15 protein-coding genes and 1 tRNA gene are annotated in these 18,541 nt (G+C 58.5%); 8 read left to right on the top strand and 8 right to left on the bottom strand.

All coding sequences use genetic code 11. The annotated features are described in order from the left end of the window. Positions 1–353 precede the first annotated feature (353 nt). A complete protein-coding gene (locus tag ACP7E3_RS31055; protein ID WP_017845889.1) occupies positions 354–584 on the bottom strand; it encodes a hypothetical protein in 231 nt (76 codons plus the stop codon). Between the two features lie 141 nt (positions 585–725). Between ACP7E3_RS31055 and ACP7E3_RS31050 the strand changes: the two genes are divergently transcribed. Beyond that, positions 726–2,387, top strand: coding sequence for a SulP family inorganic anion transporter (locus ACP7E3_RS31050; protein ID WP_026139891.1), 1,662 nt, complete (start codon positions 726–728; stop codon positions 2,385–2,387). Positions 2,388–2,447: 60 nt separating this feature from the next. Here the strand turns inward: ACP7E3_RS31050 and ACP7E3_RS31045 are convergent, their stop codons facing one another. From ACP7E3_RS31045 to ACP7E3_RS31035, 3 genes are all read right to left on the bottom strand, one after another. After that, entirely contained in the window at positions 2,448–2,633 is a 186-nt protein-coding gene (locus ACP7E3_RS31045) for a ribbon-helix-helix protein, CopG family (protein WP_017845887.1), read from the bottom strand. 131 nt (positions 2,634–2,764) lie between these two features. After that, complete coding sequence (locus ACP7E3_RS31040; RefSeq protein ID WP_057005948.1) at positions 2,765–3,079, bottom strand: hypothetical protein; 315 nt, start codon at positions 3,077–3,079, stop codon at positions 2,765–2,767. Between the two features lie 147 nt (positions 3,080–3,226). Continuing rightward, positions 3,227–4,612: a PLP-dependent aminotransferase family protein gene (locus tag ACP7E3_RS31035; RefSeq protein ID WP_128192368.1), complete on the bottom strand. Its 1,386-nt coding sequence runs from the start codon at positions 4,610–4,612 to the stop codon at positions 3,227–3,229. Between the two features lie 521 nt (positions 4,613–5,133). Between ACP7E3_RS31035 and ACP7E3_RS31030 the strand changes: the two genes are divergently transcribed. Further along, positions 5,134–5,919, top strand: a complete 786-nt coding sequence (locus tag ACP7E3_RS31030) for a sulfite exporter TauE/SafE family protein (RefSeq protein WP_426125414.1) — start codon at positions 5,134–5,136, stop codon at positions 5,917–5,919. Positions 5,920–5,941: 22 nt separating this feature from the next. Beyond that, complete coding sequence (locus ACP7E3_RS31025; RefSeq protein WP_017845883.1) at positions 5,942–6,694, top strand: SDR family NAD(P)-dependent oxidoreductase; 753 nt, start codon at positions 5,942–5,944, stop codon at positions 6,692–6,694. Positions 6,695–7,127: 433 nt separating this feature from the next. Here ACP7E3_RS31025 and ACP7E3_RS31020 read toward each other — a convergent pair whose 3' ends face one another. After that, the gene (locus ACP7E3_RS31020; RefSeq protein WP_232565902.1) at positions 7,128–8,645 is read right to left on the bottom strand and encodes an efflux transporter outer membrane subunit; all 1,518 of its coding nucleotides are present in this window, start codon (positions 8,643–8,645) and stop codon (positions 7,128–7,130) included. A gap of 87 nt (positions 8,646–8,732) precedes the next feature. Here ACP7E3_RS31020 and ACP7E3_RS31015 point away from each other — a divergent pair, with 87 nt between their 5' ends. The 3 genes from ACP7E3_RS31015 to ACP7E3_RS31005 all read left to right on the top strand — a co-directional run bounded on the left by ACP7E3_RS31015 (position 8,733) and on the right by ACP7E3_RS31005 (position 13,735). Then, positions 8,733–9,353: a TetR/AcrR family transcriptional regulator gene (locus ACP7E3_RS31015; RefSeq protein WP_046382597.1), complete on the top strand. Its 621-nt coding sequence runs from the start codon at positions 8,733–8,735 to the stop codon at positions 9,351–9,353. 177 nt (positions 9,354–9,530) lie between these two features. After that, positions 9,531–10,652: an efflux RND transporter periplasmic adaptor subunit gene (locus ACP7E3_RS31010; protein WP_128192365.1), complete on the top strand. Its 1,122-nt coding sequence runs from the start codon at positions 9,531–9,533 to the stop codon at positions 10,650–10,652. After that, complete coding sequence (locus ACP7E3_RS31005; RefSeq protein WP_201021352.1) at positions 10,649–13,735, top strand: efflux RND transporter permease subunit; 3,087 nt, start codon at positions 10,649–10,651, stop codon at positions 13,733–13,735. Before ACP7E3_RS31010 ends, ACP7E3_RS31005 begins: the two co-directional genes overlap by 4 nt. A 489-nt stretch (positions 13,736–14,224) precedes the next feature. On the opposite strand, the gene ACP7E3_RS31000 is transcribed toward ACP7E3_RS31005, so the two are convergent. Both ACP7E3_RS31000 and ACP7E3_RS30995 read right to left on the bottom strand, forming a co-directional pair. After that, positions 14,225–14,300: transfer RNA gene (locus ACP7E3_RS31000), tRNA-Asn, on the bottom strand. Positions 14,301–14,383: 83 nt separating this feature from the next. Then, a complete protein-coding gene (locus ACP7E3_RS30995) occupies positions 14,384–15,268 on the bottom strand; it encodes a LysR family transcriptional regulator (RefSeq protein ID WP_301556458.1) in 885 nt (294 codons plus the stop codon). Between the two features lie 101 nt (positions 15,269–15,369). Between ACP7E3_RS30995 and lldD the strand changes: the two genes are divergently transcribed. Then, positions 15,370–16,512: an FMN-dependent L-lactate dehydrogenase LldD gene (gene lldD / locus ACP7E3_RS30990; RefSeq protein ID WP_046382592.1), complete on the top strand. Its 1,143-nt coding sequence runs from the start codon at positions 15,370–15,372 to the stop codon at positions 16,510–16,512. 304 nt (positions 16,513–16,816) lie between these two features. Then, positions 16,817–17,743, top strand: a complete 927-nt coding sequence (locus ACP7E3_RS30985; protein WP_046382591.1) for a GGDEF domain-containing protein — start codon at positions 16,817–16,819, stop codon at positions 17,741–17,743. A 21-nt stretch (positions 17,744–17,764) separates the two neighbouring features. Here ACP7E3_RS30985 and ACP7E3_RS30980 read toward each other — a convergent pair whose 3' ends face one another. Further along, positions 17,765–18,535, bottom strand: a complete 771-nt coding sequence (locus ACP7E3_RS30980; RefSeq protein WP_186352193.1) for a TenA family transcriptional regulator — start codon at positions 18,533–18,535, stop codon at positions 17,765–17,767. Between the last annotated feature and the right edge of the window lie 6 nt (positions 18,536–18,541).

Below are 18,541 nucleotides of genomic sequence, written 5' to 3'. Positions count from 1 at the left end.
GACTTCAGGGCGGGCCTGTATTTTTTGGCCAATAGAGCCCTCCTATGCTTGAACCCGTTTAGGCCACCTTGCGTGGCCTTTTTTTTTGCGCGCTCGAAAGCCCGGCGCGCCATGCACCAAGCACGACACACTAGGACTCGGGGTTTGCTTATCGCGTCTTGGAGCCGCCCTACGCACTTCGACAATCGCGTAAGTGCCTGACCCGGTTGCATACGGGCGTCGACGCGGCTCATGGGGCCGGATCAGCGTTGATCCGTGTCAGGCGATCGCGGAAAAGGATGGGGGGGGCGTCGATTCTTTCTTTAACAGAACTCAATCTTTACTGACCTGCTCAACCTTTCTGAGGGTGGCTGTCAGAAATGCACTTCGGCAGATTTGATACCCAGCTCGCGAAGCTCATGGATCAGATCATCGAGGCGTCCAAATGACTCCACTTCCTCGTTGTCATTGACCAGAAAATAGCTTCTCCCGGCATCCTTTTTGAAAAGAATGATCCACTCGTGCGTGTTGGCCGGGTTGGCTATCACATGCGTGTCGAAGTGCATGCCTTCCCCGTGTTTGGTTTTGACATCTTCGCGTTTCATGCGCGGTCTCCGAGCATAGGGCTCAGCTCTCTGAGCACTGAATCTAGAGCGTCGCCGGTGTTGTACCGAGGCTAGGCCAATTGCTTTGCTATTATCATAACGTGTGAATAGTATGCACATGCCACCAGAACGAGGCTAGTCATGATTGCGATACGAGAAGCTTGGAAAGCGGGCTTGTTAGGGCGCGAGCATTGGCTTGGAAATATCGTCTCAGGGATCATCGTCGGCGTCGTGGCGCTGCCCTTGGCCATGGCATTTGCCATCGCCTCCGGCGTCAAGCCGGAACAGGGGATCTACACGGCCATTGTGGGTGGTTTGCTGGTTTCGCTGTTCGGCGGAAGCCGGCTGCAGATTGCGGGCCCCACAGGCGCATTCATCGTCATTCTGGCCAGCGTGACAGCCAAGTACGGCGTTGATGGCTTGCAGGTCGCGACAATGATGGCCGGGGCAATTTTGTTGCTGCTCGGCATCACCAAACTTGGCGCACTCATCAAGTTCATCCCTGACCCGGTGATTGTGGGATTCACCGCCGGCATCGGGGTGATCATTTGGGTCGGGCAATGGAAAGACTTTCTGGGCTTGCCGAAAATCAGTGGCGAGCACTTCCACCAGCGGCTGTGGCACCTCATCCAGGCATTCCCCAACCTTCATGTACCCACGACACTGTTGGCCCTGCTGAGCCTGGCACTGGTGATCCTCGCGCCTAAACTGCCGGGTTTAAAGCGTGTTCCCGGCCCGCTGATCGCGATGGTCGTGGTGACGGCGTTGCATGCCTATTTTCAGTTCGACGGCGTGGCCACGATCGGCAGTGCATTTGGGGGCATTCCTCAAGGCCTTCCCCAAATCGGCCTTCCAGCAATAACGCTGCCCCAGGTCATTGAGTTGATTGGCCCTGCGTTTGCAATCGCGATGCTTGGGGCTATCGAGTCACTGTTGTCGGCGATTGTCGCCGACGGGATGGCCGGCACCAAACATGACTCCAATCAGGAGTTGATCGGACAAGGCATTGCCAACCTGGTCACCCCTCTGTTCGGTGGCTTCGCTGCGACAGGGGCGATCGCTCGAACGGCCACCAACATCCGCAATGGCGGCAATAGCCCAATCGCGGGCATTGCCCACTCCCTCACGTTGATTTTGCTGATCTTCTTTCTGGCGCCGCTGGCTTCGGATATCCCGCTTTGCGCATTGGCGGCGATCTTGTTCGTGGTCGCTTACAACATGAGCGAACTGAAGCACTTCAAACGCATGGTCAAACGCGCGCCCAAAGCCGACGTTGCCATCCTGCTAATCACCTTCGGCCTGACCGTATTCAGTGACCTGACGATCGCCGTGAACATTGGGGTGATTCTTGCCATGCTGCAATTCATGCGTCGCATGGCGTCCTCTGTCGAGGTACAGCTAATGGTCGAAGATGAGCTGGAGGCAGAGTTGCGTACAAATGGACATGCACATCTTCCTCCCGGTGTTTTGGTCTACACCATCGAGGGGCCTCTGTTCTTTGGCGCCGCAGAAACCTTTGAACGTGTTTTGGCGCAAACGCACACCGATCCCAGAACGTTGATTATTCGCCTGAAGCGCGTGCCGTTTATGGACATCACGGGGTTGCAAACGCTGCTCGAAGTCATTGAGCAACTGCACAAGCGCGGCATTGTCGTAAAGCTGTGTGAAGCCAATGAGAAAGTGCTTGGCAAGCTCGACCGGGCCGGGATTCTTCAGGTGCTCGGTTCACAGCATTATCATGCCGACTTCAATGGCGCACTGGTCAGTCATACCCAGATCAACGAGAGTCAGGGCGAGACGTAGGAGACAGTGAATGACGCGCGATGAGCAGGCACTTGTCGTGCCCGCCCATACAGGGATGAATTACTTGGCATTGGCCGCAATTTTGCTTTTGGTCGCGTAGGACACGCCATGCGTCTCGAGGTAGTCCCGAATCAGCTGACGAACGACCTGAGAAGGTGTCAGGTCCTGAGACGCGCAAAGCTCCTCAAGGGCTTTTTTCTTGACGGGATCAATGAGCACAGTCAGTCGTGCAGTCTTGTTTTCCATGGAATTGCCTGTCGCCTAAATCGATCAATGATAATCAAATTATAATAGCAGGGCATTCATTTGTCACCGCTTAGGTTCGCCGCTGCACTGTTCGATCCGAAAGCCCGAGCACCTTCGAAAACACATGGTGGTCACGTAGCGGGGGCGATTACCAACTCCGACGGAAATCCTTTCTCCATCATCGAATGAAGCTCAAATGCGCTGGTGATCTTGAGTTTCGTGCCTTCACCAAACAGCAGCGGTAAAGGCCTGGCCGGATCGTATGCTGTTGCTTGTAGGGTTTTGCTCGCCGGAATCATGCCCTCCCTCCTCCGCCATATGGCTAAAAAAAACGCCAACAGCAAAGAAAGCCATCCGACGATGGGCAGCCAGATCACACGAACCCTAAAAAACCGCGAGGCCGAATGGGTGACAGGCTGCGCAAGGTTTTGGGCGAGTCGCATCATGAAAGGACTAGGCTGACATCCGGCTTGCCAACTCTCGCGGCAGAGAAGGTGAGCCGAGGAACGTCGCACGAGCGGCGCTCAATCTTGAGAGCGCAAAAGACCTCAAGACAATCGCCTTCATGCCTCCCACCGCCCTCCCCACAACAATCAATAAAACAACCGCGGCTCCGGCGCAGCCAGCAGGCTGACCAACTTGGTCAACGCAAACCCCAACTCCGCACGGCTAGGGCCCATCAGGGCGATGCGTACCCCACGGGTGCTGGCGCTGCGCTGGGCCAGGAACTGGCTGCCACTGACCACGATCACGCCGTTGGCGCGCGCGAGGTTGGCGAACTCGTCGCTGGTCCAGGGCTCGGGCAATTCGAGCCATACATGGAAGCTGTTGGGTTGGGTGCGAATGTCGTACGAGCCCAGTAGCTGCCGCGCCAGGCGCTGGCGCTCCGCAGCTTCCTCCTGTTGCACCCGCACCAATTGCGCCCCACGGCCACTGGTGATCAGGTTGCTGGCCAATTGAGCCATCAACGGCGACGGCATCCACACACTGCTGCGCACCATGGACGACAGCCGCGATAGGGTTTGCGGCGGCGCGTACAGGTAACCGATGCGCAGGGCCGGTAACAAGCTCTTGGACAGGCTGGTCAGGTATACCGAGCGCTCCGGGGCATAGGCCGACAACGGCTTGTGCGCGGGGCGTGTCTCAAGAAAGCCGTAGATATCATCATCGATGATGTACAGGTCAAACTCGCGGGCGATCTCGGCGATTTCCAGGCGACGCGATTCGGGCATGATCGAGTTGGTGGGGTTCTGGTGCGTGGCCACCGTCACCAGCAGCGTGGGCCGGTGCTCGATGCACGCGGCCCGCAGCGCCGCCGGTACCAGGCCGTACTCATCGACCTGCACCCCGTGCAGGCGACGGCCTAGGCTGTGGGCCAGGGAGATGATCCCCGGATAGCAATATTCCTCACACAGAATCATATCGCCGACGCTGGACAGGCCGCCGATGGCCACCAGCAAGCCGTGTTGGGCACCAGCCGTCAACACGATCTGTTGGGCATTGGCGTCCGGCAGGCAGCGCTGCACCCACAACGCGCCGGCCTCCTTATGCACGGAATGGCCGCCGTCGGTGACGTAATCCAGGATCGATCCCAACTCCGGCGCCTGCGCCAACTCCTCGATTGCTCCTCGCAGCCAGTCGCTCATGCCGGCGTCGCAGGGCTTGATGATCGACAGGTCTATCTGCCCGGTATCTACCTTGGAGGCAACGCCGAGTCTGGCCACCGGCGCCAAGACAGCGCGGGTCGGCAGCACGAATGTGCCTCGTCCCACTTCCCCGATCACCAGGCCGCGCTTGGCCGCCTCGTCGTAGGAGCGGCCGATGGTGCCCGGCGTCACTTTCAACGCCTCAGCCAGCTCCTTGAGGGTGGGCAGGCGCTCGCCCGCGGCCAAGTGCCCGGAAGCGATGTCACGCGCCAGTGCGTCGGCGATCATCAAGTAAACCGGCTGGCCATGGCCGCTGTATTCAGGAACCCACATAGGAACGACACCAGAAACAACTGAAGCGCGAAATCCTACCATGAAATTTTTCATAAGCGTAATCGCACAACAATCGACTCAATATTAGTCGATTCAAAACATTACACCGACCAAATACATGTCATTGATTTTCTACCGAAACACAAGACTTCAGCCGTCACCGCAAGGCAACGCGACCGAATTTTGCACGGAGCATCTGCGCCATAACGGAGGGAAAGTGCAGTCCGGCAGCAGCTGCTGCAGATTTTATTGCCAATTAAAATCAATAAAATCATCAGGTTATGATCAGTCAAGCGAAACAATGTCAATTTAGGTATCAAAAACATATTGAGTCGATTTATTTCAAGGAATTAGAATGATTGCATCGATTCAATATTTTTTACCCATCCACATCAAAATATGGAACTTCACCTGAAATGGAAAGCGCAAACCTCAAGACCGCAGCCGACGCTGCCACAGCCGCGCCGACCACCTTTACGAAGTCCTTTCCTGATCGCCACATTGACTAAACAGGTACCACCATGGAATTACTCGGATCGTTCTGGGCCCAGCACTGGATACTGGCCATCATGCTGCTGGGCACAATCGCTTTTGTCGCCGGCTTCGTAGACAGCATTGCCGGGGGGGGCGGGCTGTTCCTAGTGCCTGGTTTCCTGCTGGTGGGGCTGCCGCCGCAGGTAGCGCTGGGCCAGGAAAAGCTGGTCAGCACCCTAGGCACTCTGGCCGCCATCCGCAACTTCTTCGCCAACAGCAAGATGGTGTGGAAAGTGGCGCTGGTGGGCGTGCCGTTCGCGCTGCTGGGCGCTTACATGGGCGCCCACCTGATCGTGTCGATTTCCCCGGAAACCGTGGGCAAGATCATCCTGGCGCTTATCACTCTTGGCATCTTGATCTTTCTCACGCCCAAGGATCGGCCGGTACAAGAGCACACACTCAGCAACCGCATGCTCTTCACCGTAGTGCCCCTGACCTGCTTGGTCATCGGTTTCTACGACGGCTTTTTCGGGCCGGGCACTGGCAGCATGTTCATCATCGCCTTCCACTACCTGCTGAAGATGGACCTGGTGTCCAGCTCGGCCAACTCGAAAAGCTTCAACTTCGCCTCCAACATTGGCGCGCTGGTCGCCTTCATTGTGGCCGGCAAGGTGGTGTACCTGCTGGCCCTGCCACTAGTGGCCTGCAACATCCTGGGCAACCACATAGGCAGCGCCCTGGCCATCCGTAAAGGCAACGATGTTGTGCGCAAGGTGCTGGTGCTTTCGATGCTTTGCCTGTTCGCCAGCCTTGGCGTGAAGTACCTGGCTTGATTCAACCCTCAAGGAGAACCTGATGAAAACTGCATTTGTGACCGGCGCTTCGGCTGGCTTCGGCAAGGCCATCTGCCGCGCATTGATCGCTGACAATTACCGCGTGATCGGCGGCGCCCGCCGCGCAGATAAATTGGCGGAACTGAAGCGCGAACTGGGCGAGCACTTCATTGCCCTGCCCCTGGACGTGACAGACGCCGCCTCGCTGGACGCGGCTTGCGAATCGATTCGCGACTCGTCGCTGCACATCGACCTGCTGGTGAACAACGCCGGCCTGGCACTGGGTATCGACCGCGCCCAGAGCGCCGATGCCAAGAACTGGGAACGCATGATCGCCACGAACGTCACCGGCCTGGCCATGGTCACCCACAAGCTGCTGCCGGCCATGGTGGAAGCTAACAACGGGCTGATCATCAACATCGGCTCCATTGCCGGCACGTATCCCTACCCGGGCGGCAACGTATATGGCGCCAGCAAGGCCTTCGTTAAACAGTTCAGCCTGAACCTGCGCGCAGACCTCGCAGGCACCAGGGTACGGGTCAGCAACATCGAGCCGGGGCTGTGCTCGGGCACGGAATTTTCACTGGTACGCCTGGCCGGTGACCAGGACGCGGTGAACGCGCTGTACCGCGACGTGGAGGCAATCCGCCCTGAGGATCTGGCCAACACAGTAGTGTGGATCGCAGGCCAGCCGCCGCACGTGAACATCAACTCGGTGGAAATCATGCCGGTAGCCCAGAGTTACGCCGCGCTGAACATCGCCCGCAACCTGTAGCCCGGGCATGCAGGTGGCTGGCACCAGGGCAGGGATTTATGCCGGGCCAAGCGCTCCAAGCGTTGCTATAACGCGCCACTACCCATGAAGGAGTCTTATGGATACCGCGCGACACCGCAATACCCTGCTCGCTTTCCGATAGTCGCCCGTGAATGCAGCTTTACCTAGGCCGTGGCCAGGTGAAACGACTGCAGTGACTTTCATGGGGCTTACCTCTGAATCGAAGGATCAGAGACGCATTCATGCTGTTCACGCTGTGCGCTTTGATCGCCCTGGCGAAATCCAAGGCAAAAAAGCCTGCATCGCTGCAGGCTTTTCTCTATCTGGCTCCACGACCTGGACTCGAACAGAAAAATAAACATTTGTTCTACAATGAAATTATTCTGTTTTTTAGTCTATACATCCCTACGATCATCCTGATCCAGCCCGTATTTTATTGGAGTTCTTTCGATATCCCTGGATCAGGAAAAAACATTCGAGTTTCCGCTCTTTTTGAGACAACGCGAGCATCTGAGTCATCTCGCTGCCAACCGCCGCCCAATGCTTTGAACGTGGCCACTGCAGCGCGAGCCGATTCAGTTTGTGCCTGGGCTCTGCCATCAGATGCAGCTAGGAGATGTTCATCGGCATCCAGCACTTCGATCAAGCTGACCACGCCTTTTTCATAGGCGGCAAACGATGTCGCTCTGGCTTTCGCATACGCCGACTCGCCCTGGGCGAGCTGGGTCGATTGTTGCTCGCGGTTGATCCGTGCCGAAACAGCGCTTTCCACATCTTCGCAGGCCCGCAGAACGGACTGGCGGTAAGCGGCCAAGGCTTCGGCTTCCTGGCCCTTTGCCAAATCAATCTGGGCGTTGATGCGGCCAAAATCGAACAGCCGCCAGCGTAATCCCAGTGCCGCCGAAGCCTGACTGGCGCCGTTGCTGAACAGGTTCGCGCTGGATACCGATGTAGCACTGCCGAGCAGCGCTGCCACAGACAGTTTGGGGTAGTACTCGGACATGGCTTCGCCGATACGCGCGCTGGATGCCGCAAGACGGCGCTCCGCGACGATCAAGTCTGGACGCCGACGCAGCAGGTCGGCAGGAGCGCCCATGTCCGAGAGGCCTGGCACCTCAGGGATGGGCGCCAGCTTAGTCAACTGCGCGCTGTAAGTGCCGGGCGCCTTGCCCAACATGACATCCAGCGCATTCATTGCCGTGTCAATGCCTGCTTGCAGTACCGGCACGGTGGCCTGCGCTTGGCTCAGCGCGCCTTGGGCCTGGTTCAACTGCAGTTCAGCCGCCAGGCCTTTTGCGTAAAGATGTTCGATGGTGGTGAGCAGTTGTTGTCGTGTGTCGACTTGCCGCCGGGCAATTTCCAGGCGTGCTTGCAGGCCACGGATGCTGATGTAAAGGTCGGCTGTTTGCGCGACCACTGCCAGGCGTGTGGCAATCGCTCCGGCTTGCGAGGCCTGATAATCGGCGAAGGCCGCTTCTTTACCTCGGCGCAGCCCGCCAAACACATCCAGCTCCCAGGCGGCATTCAAGTTCGCCTCATAGGCACTGCCGTAGCGATTATAGGAAGGGGCTGAATTCAGCACTTGGCCCAACGGCGTCTCCAATGACTGACGGGCTCGGGCCGCTTGACCGTTGACGGTAGCCGACGGCAGGAGGGCTGCGTTAGCTGCGCCCAAACCGGCGCGAGCCTGCTCGATCCTTGCGCTTGCCTGGGCTAAATCGAGGTTCTGTTCAAGTGCTCGATTTATCAGTTGACTGAGTATCGGGTCATTAAATGCATTCCACCAAGCAGCGAGATCGGCATTTGCCGCATCCACTTGTCGTGCCTTGGACGTTTGCGCCGAGAAATGCTCGGGCAATTCCACACTGGGTTTTGAGTAGTCGGGGCCCACTGCGCAACCTGCAACCATACCCAAACACAGTAAGACGGCGAAACGAAGAGGAGGATGCATGGGGTACCTGCGAAAGGGTCGATTTGTGACGATATTACAATTTGGTCACAAGTTGTCAACCACCGTTGGGATGAGTAAGCTGCTCGCATGAATCAGCCATCAGTTTCTTCGCCCAGCGCCCGTGGCCCAGCCGATCACGACATTCGAGACCAGATTGTTGCGGCGGCCAACGAACATTTCAGTCAATACGGTTATGGCAAAACAACGGTTTCTGACCTAGCCAAGGCCATCGGCTTTTCCAAGGCTTACATCTACAAATTCTTTGAATCCAAGCAGGCGATTGGTGAAGCAATCTGTACAAATTGCCTGACTGAAATCGTTACGGCAGTGGAGCAAGCCATCAATGTAGACGGCATCTCGCCGACCGAACGTTTTCGGCGCCTGGTCAAAACCTTAATCGCTACAGGTGTGAGCCTGTTCTTTAACGACCGTAAACTCTACGATATCGCAGCGTTCTCCGCGTCGGAGCGATGGCCCAGCTCACAAGTCTATGACGCTCGGATCAAGAGCTTCGTGTTGCAAATCGTGCGTGAGGGGCGAGAGCTCGGCGAGTTTGAACGCAAGACTCCGCTGGACGAGACGGTAGAGGCGATTCATCTCGCTCTGCGGCCCTTCATCAATCCTCTGCTACTGCAGTACAACCTCGATTTTGTTGAAGAAGCCCCTTCTCTCATCTCCAATCTGGTTCTGCGCAGCCTGATGCCTTAAACCTCTGCTGACGGATGCGCTGCGCATCCGTATCAGCGTGTGCGCCTGAAAAAACTAGCTATCGAGCCTCTTTGCTTTGCTCTGATCAAGTGGGCGACGTTCATTCATCTCGGCAGTGACTATTGACAGAAATGGTCACTTGAATAAGCATGGTGCATCCGCTACCGAGAGGTCTTTATGATCCAGCGCCACCGCATGTCACTCATTTTCATTGTCTTGTTGCCGTTTGCCCTAGCGGCCTGCAACGAGGCCACTCCCGCCGATCCTCGCCTTCAAGTGCCGTTGGTACGCATCGGCGTGGTTCAACCCTCCGCGCCTGCAGCACGGGTATTCACCGGTATCGTCGCGGCTCGAGTTCAGAGCGATCTCGGTTTTCGGGTGCCAGGGAAAGTCTTGGAGCGCTTGGTGGACTCTGGGCAGAGTGTCAAACGTGGGCAGCCACTCATGCGTATCGATGCCAACGACCTGACGCTGACCGCGAGGGCGCAGCAGGAAGCGGTGCTGGCCGCTATGGCTCGAGCCCGGCAGGCCTCCGATGATGAGCTTCGCTACCGTGATTTGGTGTCCGTCGGTGCGGTATCTGCCTCAGCTTACGCAGGGATCAAAGCGGCTGCCGACTCGGCGAAAGCTCAGCTAAACGCTGCCCAGGCTCAGGCTGATGTGGCGAAAAACGCGACCGGTTATTCGACGTTGGTGGCGGATGCTGACGGGGTGGTAGTGGATACCTTGGCGGAGCCGGGACAGGTAGTTGGCGCAGGACAGAGGGTGATACGCGTTGCCCATTCAGGGCAGCGCGAGGCCGTGATCCAGTTACCCGAGACGCTACGTCCTGCGCTGGGCTCAGCGGCGACGGTTGAGCTCTACGGGCAGAACCAGCGTGCAGGCAGCGCCCGTTTACGTCAGCTGTCCGACTCTGCGGACCAACAGACCCGAACGTATGAAGCGCGTTATGTGCTGGAGGGGGCGCTCTCCAACGCCACCCTGGGTTCGACTATCTCAGTGTCTATCGCTGACACGGATGTTGCTGATGCCAAGGAATTACAGGTGCCCATAGGGGCCCTCTACGACGCGGGTAAAGGCCCGGGTGTCTGGGTGGTTGAGGGAGAACCGGAGCATGTGGTGTGGCGCCCGATCAAGGTTCGCAGCTTGAATAACGAGGCCAGTGTGCGCGTGACGGGTGATCTCCAGGTGGGTGATCGTGTCGTCGCATTGGGTGCACACCTATTGAATGAGGGAGAGAAAGTCAGGACTGAACTTGCCGGTGCCACGCAAAAAACGGTGGTTGAGGTGAGTCGATGAGCGGCTTCAATCTTTCGGCGCTGGCAGTACGCGAGCGCTCAATCACCCTGTTTTTGATCCTGCTGATTTCTGTGGGTGGGTTGTACGCCTTCTTCAAACTGGGGCGTGCGGAAGACCCGGCATTCACCATTAAACAAATGACGGTGGTCACAGCCTGGCCTGGAGCGACGGCCCAGGAGATGCAGGACCAGGTGGTAGAAAAGCTGGAAAAACGCATGCAGGAACTGCGTTGGTACGATAGGACCGAGACCTTTACCCGGCCCGGCTTGGCATTCACCACGGTTTATCTGCTCGATAGCACGCCACCCTCAGCCGTCCAGGAGGAGTTTTACCAGGCGCGCAAGAAAGTCCTGGATGAGCAGAAGGGGTTGCCGTCTGGGGTGATCGGCCCGATGGTCAATGATGAGTATTCCGATGTCACCTTCGCGCTCTATGCGCTCAAGGCCAAGGGCGAGCCGCAACGTCTGTTGGTGCGCGAAGCCGAGAGCTTGCGCCAGCGTTTGCTGCATGTAGCGGGTGTGAAGAAGGTCAACATCATCGGTGAACAGGCCGAGCGCGTTTTTGTCGAGCTGTCCTACGAGCGCCTGGCGACGCTGGGCATTTCTGCACGAGACATCTTCAGTGCGTTGAACACGCAAAACATGATAACGCCGGCCGGTTCGGTAGAAGCGAAGGGGCCCCAGGTTTTCATCCGCCTGGATGGCGCGTTTGATGACCTGCAGAAGATCCGCAATACCCCGCTGACAGTGCAGGGCAGAACCCTCAAGTTGTCCGACGTGGCTGAGGTCAAGCGCGGTTATGAGGACCCCGCGACATTCCTGGTACGCAACAACGGCGAGCCAGCACTGTTGCTCGGCGTGGTCATGCGCGATGGCTGGAACGGTCTGGATTTGGGGAAGTCGCTGGACGCTGAGGCAACAGCGATCAATGAGCAGATGCCTTTGGGCATGAGCCTGACCAAGGTCACGGATCAGGCGGTGAATATTGACGCATCCGTCAACGAGTTCATGGTGAAGTTTTTTGCTGCCTTGGGCGTGGTGCTGCTGGTGTGTTTTCTCAGCATGGGCTGGCGTGTCGGCGTTGTGGTTGCCGCAGCGGTGCCGCTGACCCTGGCGGCCGTGTTCATTGTCATGGCGGCCACGGGCAAAGACTTCGATCGAATTACCCTGGGCTCGTTGATTCTGGCGCTGGGACTGCTGGTGGACGATGCCATCATTGCCATTGAAATGATGGTGGTGAAGATGGAGGAAGGCTACGACCGAATCAAGGCCTCCGCTTATGCCTGGAGCCACACGGCCGCGCCGATGTTGTCGGGGACGTTGGTGACGGCGATCGGCTTTATGCCCAACGGTTTTGCCAAGTCGACCGCTGGTGAGTACACCGCGAACATGTTCTGGATCGTTGGCATTGCGCTGATCACTTCCTGGGTGGTGGCCGTGGTGTTTACCCCTTACCTGGGCGTCAAACTGCTGCCGCAGATCAAGGTGCCTGAAGGTGGGCATACGGCGATTTACGGTACACCGAACTACCAGCGTTTCAGGCGCCTGCTGGGCAGTGTGATCCGCCGCAATGGCCTGGTGGCGACATCCGTCGTGGGCTTGTTTGTTGTTGCGATTATGGGCATGGGCGTGGTCAAGAAGCAGTTCTTTCCAACATCCGACCGACCTGAGGTGCTGGTTGAGGTGCAGATGCCTTACGGCACCTCTATCGAACAGACTGATATGGCGGCGGCCAAGGTCGAGGCGTGGTTGACTCAGCAGCCGGAAGCCAAGATTGTCACCGCTTACATTGGCCAGGGCGCGCCACGCTTCTATTTGGCGATGGCCCCTGAGCTACCCGATCCATCCTTCGCAAAAATCGTCGTCCTGACGGCGAATCAGCAAGAGCGTGAGGCGCTCAAGATTCGGCTCAGGCAAGCCACGACCGATGGTTTGGCGCCCGAAGCCCGCGTGCGGGTGACGCAGTTGGTATTTGGTCCTTACTCACCGTATCCGGTGGCCTTTCGGGTGATGGGCGCCGACCCCGCAGTGTTGCGGGATATCGCCGCGCAGGTGCGTGAGGTCATGACCGCCAGCCCCATGATGAGGACCGTCAACACCGACTTGGGCGAGCGCGTGCCGGCACTTCATCTCACGCTGGATCAGGATCGCCTGCAAGCATTCGGCTTGACCTCGACCGATGTCGCGCAACAGCTGCAATTTCTGCTCACGGGGGTGCCTGTCACCGAGGTGCGTGAGGACATTCGTTCGGTTCAGGTGGTCGCTCGCTCCGCTGGTGAGACGCGTCTTGATCCATCGAAAATTGCCGCCTTCACGCTGACCGGCGCCCAAGGCCAGCGCGTGTCGCTGTCCCAGGTAGGGACGGTGGATGTGCACATGGAGGAACCCATTCTGCGGCGGCGTGATCGGACGCCGACCATCACCGTGCGCGGTGACGTGGCTGAAGGTCTTCAGCCTCCCGATGTCTCCAACGCCTTGATAACGCAGCTGCAGCCCATCATCGAAAAACTGCCGGCGGGCTACCGCATTGAGTTTGCCGGCTCGATCGAAGAGTCGGGTAAAGCGAACAAGGCATTGCTGCCGTTGTTCCCGATCATGATTGCGCTGATGTTGCTGACCATCATCATTCAGGTGCGCTCGATGTCGGCAATGATGATGGTGTTCGCCACCGCGCCTTTGGGCCTGATTGGTGTGGTGCCAATTCTGCTGCTGTTCCAGCAGCCGTTCGGGATCAACGCCTTGGTGGGATTGATTGCCTTGTCAGGGATTCTGATGCGCAACACGCTGATCCTCATTGGCCAGATCCACTCTAATAAGCAAGCCGGTCTGTCGCCTTATGACGCAGTGGTCGAAGCCACTGTGCAGCGTGCACGGCCAGTGATTCTCACGGCGTTGGCGGCGATGCTGGCGTTCATTCCGCTGACCCATTCGGTGTTCTGGGGAACGCTGGCGTACACCCTGATTGGCGGTACGTTTGCCGGCACAGTACTGACCTTGGTGTTCCTGCCAGCGATGTACACCCTCTGGTTCAAGATCAAGCCCGAGCCCGCGCATGAGCTTGCAGCGAACACTCATGTTGCTTGATACCTGCGGGCCTGGGCTGCGGCACCATCATCTGCATCGCTGTGACCGTGCGAGCCGCCGGACGCTAATCAAACTTTGGGAGAACCACCACGGTGTGGCGTAGCCTTAAAGGTTCTGGCTACCGGGGTTGCTGTCAACGACAGCGCTCTGCCCGACCTTTTCTACGCCTGGGGGAGAATTCGGCTCAAGGCTCGAATTGTTGGGCGCTCTGCGGCTGCGGATGAAATTATCCACCGATGGAAATCAGAAGCGCAGCTCGCTGGAGCGTACAAACACGTGCAGCGACAGCAAGACCGTCAGCCGAGTAAGCGCGCGGCCTTTATAGGTGTCGATCCGTTCCTGCAATTCAGGCAAGCGCGATAAGGGTTCTACCCTTGAAATGGCTGGCACCCACCGGGGTCCGACAGAACGCCAAAACGAAAAAACCCGCCAGAAGGCGGGTTTTTCGGGGTGCTCAGAGATTTTAAAAGCTTTCTCTGAAACCTTGTCTGGCTCCACGACCTGGACTCGAACCAGGGACCCAATGATTAACAGTCATTTGCTCTACCAACTGAGCTATCGCGGAATTCACCGTATGTTACTGATTAAAAAGGACAAGTCAAGCACTACCTGGCATTGCCGAACGCAATCGGATAACCCGTTCGGCTTTTACCCTACGTGGGTCATTTCCTTGGCCAGGTCCAGCCAGGCGCGCGCTGCGGGTGGCAGGTGGGCGCTGGCGCGCCAGGCCAGGGCGATGTGCCAGTCGGTGTGGGGTTCGTCCAAGGGGATCAGGGCGATGCCGGCGTGCTGGTGCTTGTGCGCGAGCATGCGTGGCAGGAAGGCGACGCCCAGCCCTGCCGCCACCAAGTCGACGATGAAGTCGATCTGCCCACTACGGGCGGTGACGCGGGGCGTCACGCCCTTGCGTTCGCAGGCAGCGAGGATTAATGCGTTCAGGGCAAAACCGGCTTCGAACAGAATGAACGGTGAATCCGCGAGGTCGGTGAAGTCGATGCGCTTGCGCCGCGCGAGCGCATGGCTCATGGGCAGCACGGCCATCAGCGGCTCATTGCGCACGGGCTGGTAGTCGAAGCCATCGTCTACCGGCAGCAACAGGGCCGCCAGGTCGACCTCCCCGGCTTCCAGGCATTCGTGCAGTTTTTTGCTGCCGTGCTCGGTAAGTTCGATATCGATGTCCGGGTAGCGGTTGCGGTAGGTGGCGAACATAGACGCGAACAACACGCCGCATCCCACCGGCGGCAGGCCGATGCGCAGCACGCCGCGCTTGAGGTCGCGCAGGTCGTTGATCTCGGCGACCAGATCGCTGCGCTCGGCGAGCAGCACCAGGGCGCGGCGGTAGGCAATTTCGCCTGCGGCGGTAAGTTCGTTCTTATGCCCAAGACGATTAAGCAGCGGCGCGCCCAGTTCTTCTTCCAGGGTCTTGACGGCCTTGCTCACCGTCGACTGGGTCAGCGACACCACCTGCGCCGCCTGGGAAAACCCGCCTTGGCGCACCACCTCAACGAAGACACGCAGTGTTCTCAGGTTCATCGGTATTCCTTTTGCGACTGGGCACTAGCGATAAAAGTTGTTTTTATCATGCCAGAAGTTTGCTTACCGTAACCCCCCTTTGCCCTGTGGAGTCACTGCTCATGATCATTTCGTCGGCATCCGATTACCGTGCCGCCGCCAAGCGCAAGCTGCCGCGCTTCCTGTTCGACTACATCGACGGTGGCGCCTACGCCGAACACACGATGCGTGCCAACAGTTCGGACCTGGCCGAGATCAGCCTGCGCCAACGCATTCTGCGCAACGTGGATAGCCTGAGCTTGAAGACCACGCTGTTCGGTCAGGAACATGCCATGCCGATCATCCTCAGCCCCGTTGGCTTGACCGGTATGTACGCGCGGCGCGGCGAGGTGCAGGCGGCCAAGGCGGCGGCCAACAAGGGGATTCCCTTCTGTCTGTCGACGGTGTCGGTGTGTTCGATCGAGGAAGTGGCGTCGCAAAGCGCGCAGTCGATCTGGTTCCAGCTCTATGTGCTCAAGGACCGCGGCTTTATGCGTAACGCGCTGGAACGGGCGCAGGCCGCCGGGGTGACGACGCTGGTGTTCACCGTCGATATGCCGACGCCGGGCGCGCGTTACCGTGATGCACACTCGGGCATGTCCGGGCCGTATGCCTCGGCGCGCCGGATGCTGCAGGCCGTCACCAAGCCACAATGGGCCTGGGATGTCGGCGTGCTGGGCCGCCCACACGACCTGGGCAATATCTCCAAGTACCTGGGCAAGCCCACCACCCTCGAAGATTACGTCGGTTGGCTGGCCAACAACTTCGACCCGTCGATCAGTTGGAAAGACTTGGAGTGGATACGCGAGTTCTGGAAAGGCCCGATGATCATCAAGGGCATCCTCGACCCGCAGGACGCCAAGGACGCAGTGAGCTTCGGCGCCGATGGCATCGTGGTCTCCAACCATGGCGGCCGCCAGTTGGACGGCGTGCTCTCCACCGCCAAGGCACTGCCGCCCATTGCCCAGGCAGTCGGCGATGACCTGACGGTGCTGGTGGACTCCGGCATCCGCTCCGGGCTCGACGTGGTACGCATGCTCGCCCTGGGCGCCAAGGCATGCCTGTTGGGACGTTCGACCGCCTATGCGTTGGCCGCCGATGGCCAGCACGGGGTGGAAAACCTGTTGGATATCTTCGCCAAGGAAATGCGTGTGGCCATGACGCTGACCGGCGTGACGTCGATCGAGCAGATCGACGCCACCACGCTGGTTCAGTACGGCGGGTAAAACCGCCGTCACCTGCCAAATAACTGACATCCTTTCGCCATGGCTGTTTTTGACCCCATAAACAGCCTTTGATTTATAAGGATTTTATTCAAAATAAAACAAAGTGGCATGAATCTCGCTCTAGCCCTTTCAAGCAGGTTAAGCGATGACAAGACGTGTGGCAGTGCCCAAGGGTTATAACCCCTGGCAAAGCGGTTTAAACTGTTTCCAATGTTTTACGGAACTGAAGGAACAGTAAGACGCTTGGCACTCGCCACTCTCATCGAGCCTGTAAGACAGCTAAGTGCTTAGAGGCCGACTGCTTATGAAAAACCCGCCCCAGCTCCACGCAATTGACTTCGACAGTGCCAAATTGCAACGCCTGGGCTTTAGTCAGTCATCCCCTCTCTCGCACCGCCCCACCACGGTTGCTCAACTGCGCCAACAACTGGGCCTGCAACTGCAGACCAGCCTGGAACCGCAATGCATCCTCGGTCTGTTCTTTCGCGAGATCCAGCGCCTGGTGCCCCTGGACGCTCTGCACTACAGCCATCAGGCCAGTGACCTGCGCCTGGAATTCGGCCATCGCGGCCATCATTCGGTGAGCTACGCCTTGAGCCATGAAGGCGAACATCTGGGCGAGCTGGTATTCCGTCGCAACCAACGTTTGATGGAAGAAGAACTGAGTCAACTCGAATCACTGCTGGCCACCCTGCTCTACCCGATGCGTAACGCCCTGCTCTATCGCGCCGCGACCCGCAGCGCCCTGCGTGACCCGTTGACCGAAACCGGCAACCGCATCGCCATGGACCAGACCCTGCAGCGGGAAATCGACATGGCGCGGCGACACTCGACCCCGTTGTCCCTGCTGATGCTCGACATCGATCACTTCAAACGCATCAACGACACTCACGGCCACGCGGCCGGCGACAAGGTACTGCGCGCCGTGGCTGCGTCGATCAAGGGCCAGTTGCGCAATGTGGACATGGTGTTCCGCTTTGGCGGGGAAGAATTCCTGATCCTGCTCTCCAACACCGGCCGGGATGCGGCGGCGGTCGTCGGCGAGCGCCTGCGCCAGGCGACACAGGCCCAGGAATATTGGGCGGATGACATACGCATCGATCTGACGGTGAGCCTGGGCTGCTCAACGTTGTTGCCTGCCGAGTCTGCCGAAAGCCTGTTGCGTCGGGCCGACAGCGCCTTGTATGTGGCCAAGCGCGAAGGTCGCAACCGCTTGGCAATGGCGGGGTAAACCCCCGCCACGCGTTTCACATCACGCTTCGCTGGCGACGCGCACCAGGCGCTCGCGAACAGGCGCGGCCGCCGGTTTGTCTTTCTCCAGGCGCATGCAGTTTTCCAGGAACAGGTACATGTAGTTGTAGCTCTTGCACACGGCCTGGCGCAGCTCTGCCTGCAGTTGTCGGCTGGGGTTCGTACCGGCCAGGGTGCAGACGATTTCCAGCGCTTCCCAAGGGTGGGCATCGTCGTACTGGGCATGCATCTTCAGCCACTTCATCGCGCGCTTGCGGTCTTCCTCGGGGAAGGCTGCCGCATAAACGCCGGTGGAGCACACCAACGCGGACCACTCCCCCGTCGCGCCCTCGATGGCGTAGTTGGTGGCGGCGATCGCAACGATCAACGAATCGGCCGAACTGGTGTGCCAGCACCAATGGCTCAGTGCATGCAATTCCGGGGGTACGTTCTGTGCTTGCAGGTCTTCGAGGCTGACGCCGTGGGCGCGGGCCCAATGCAGCCAGTAATCGGCGTGGTTCAATTCCACCCGAATATTGCGCATCAGCCAACGCCGCGCCATATCCTCGCCAGGATGACGGGCAAACTTGGTCTTGGTGAGGTTCTGTGCCATATACAAGGCAAACTGTTCGACCACCGGCCAGCCACCGATCAGGTATTGGCGCATGGTCTTGGCGCTCAGCGTGTTATCACGCATGCGCTGATACAGTTCGTGTTCGACAACTCGGCGCTTGCTCTCGCTACAGTCCTGGATCAATTGCTGAGCCCAGGTGGGGTAACTCGAGGCTTCCATAAGCGG

The sequence above is a fragment of the Pseudomonas sp. PSPC2-3 genome, assembly GCF_049898265.1.
Classification (GTDB): Bacteria; Pseudomonadota; Gammaproteobacteria; order Pseudomonadales; family Pseudomonadaceae; genus Aquipseudomonas; species Aquipseudomonas veronii.
Note: the sequence above shows the minus strand (reverse complement) of the source record. Positions and strands in the feature narration are given on the sequence as shown.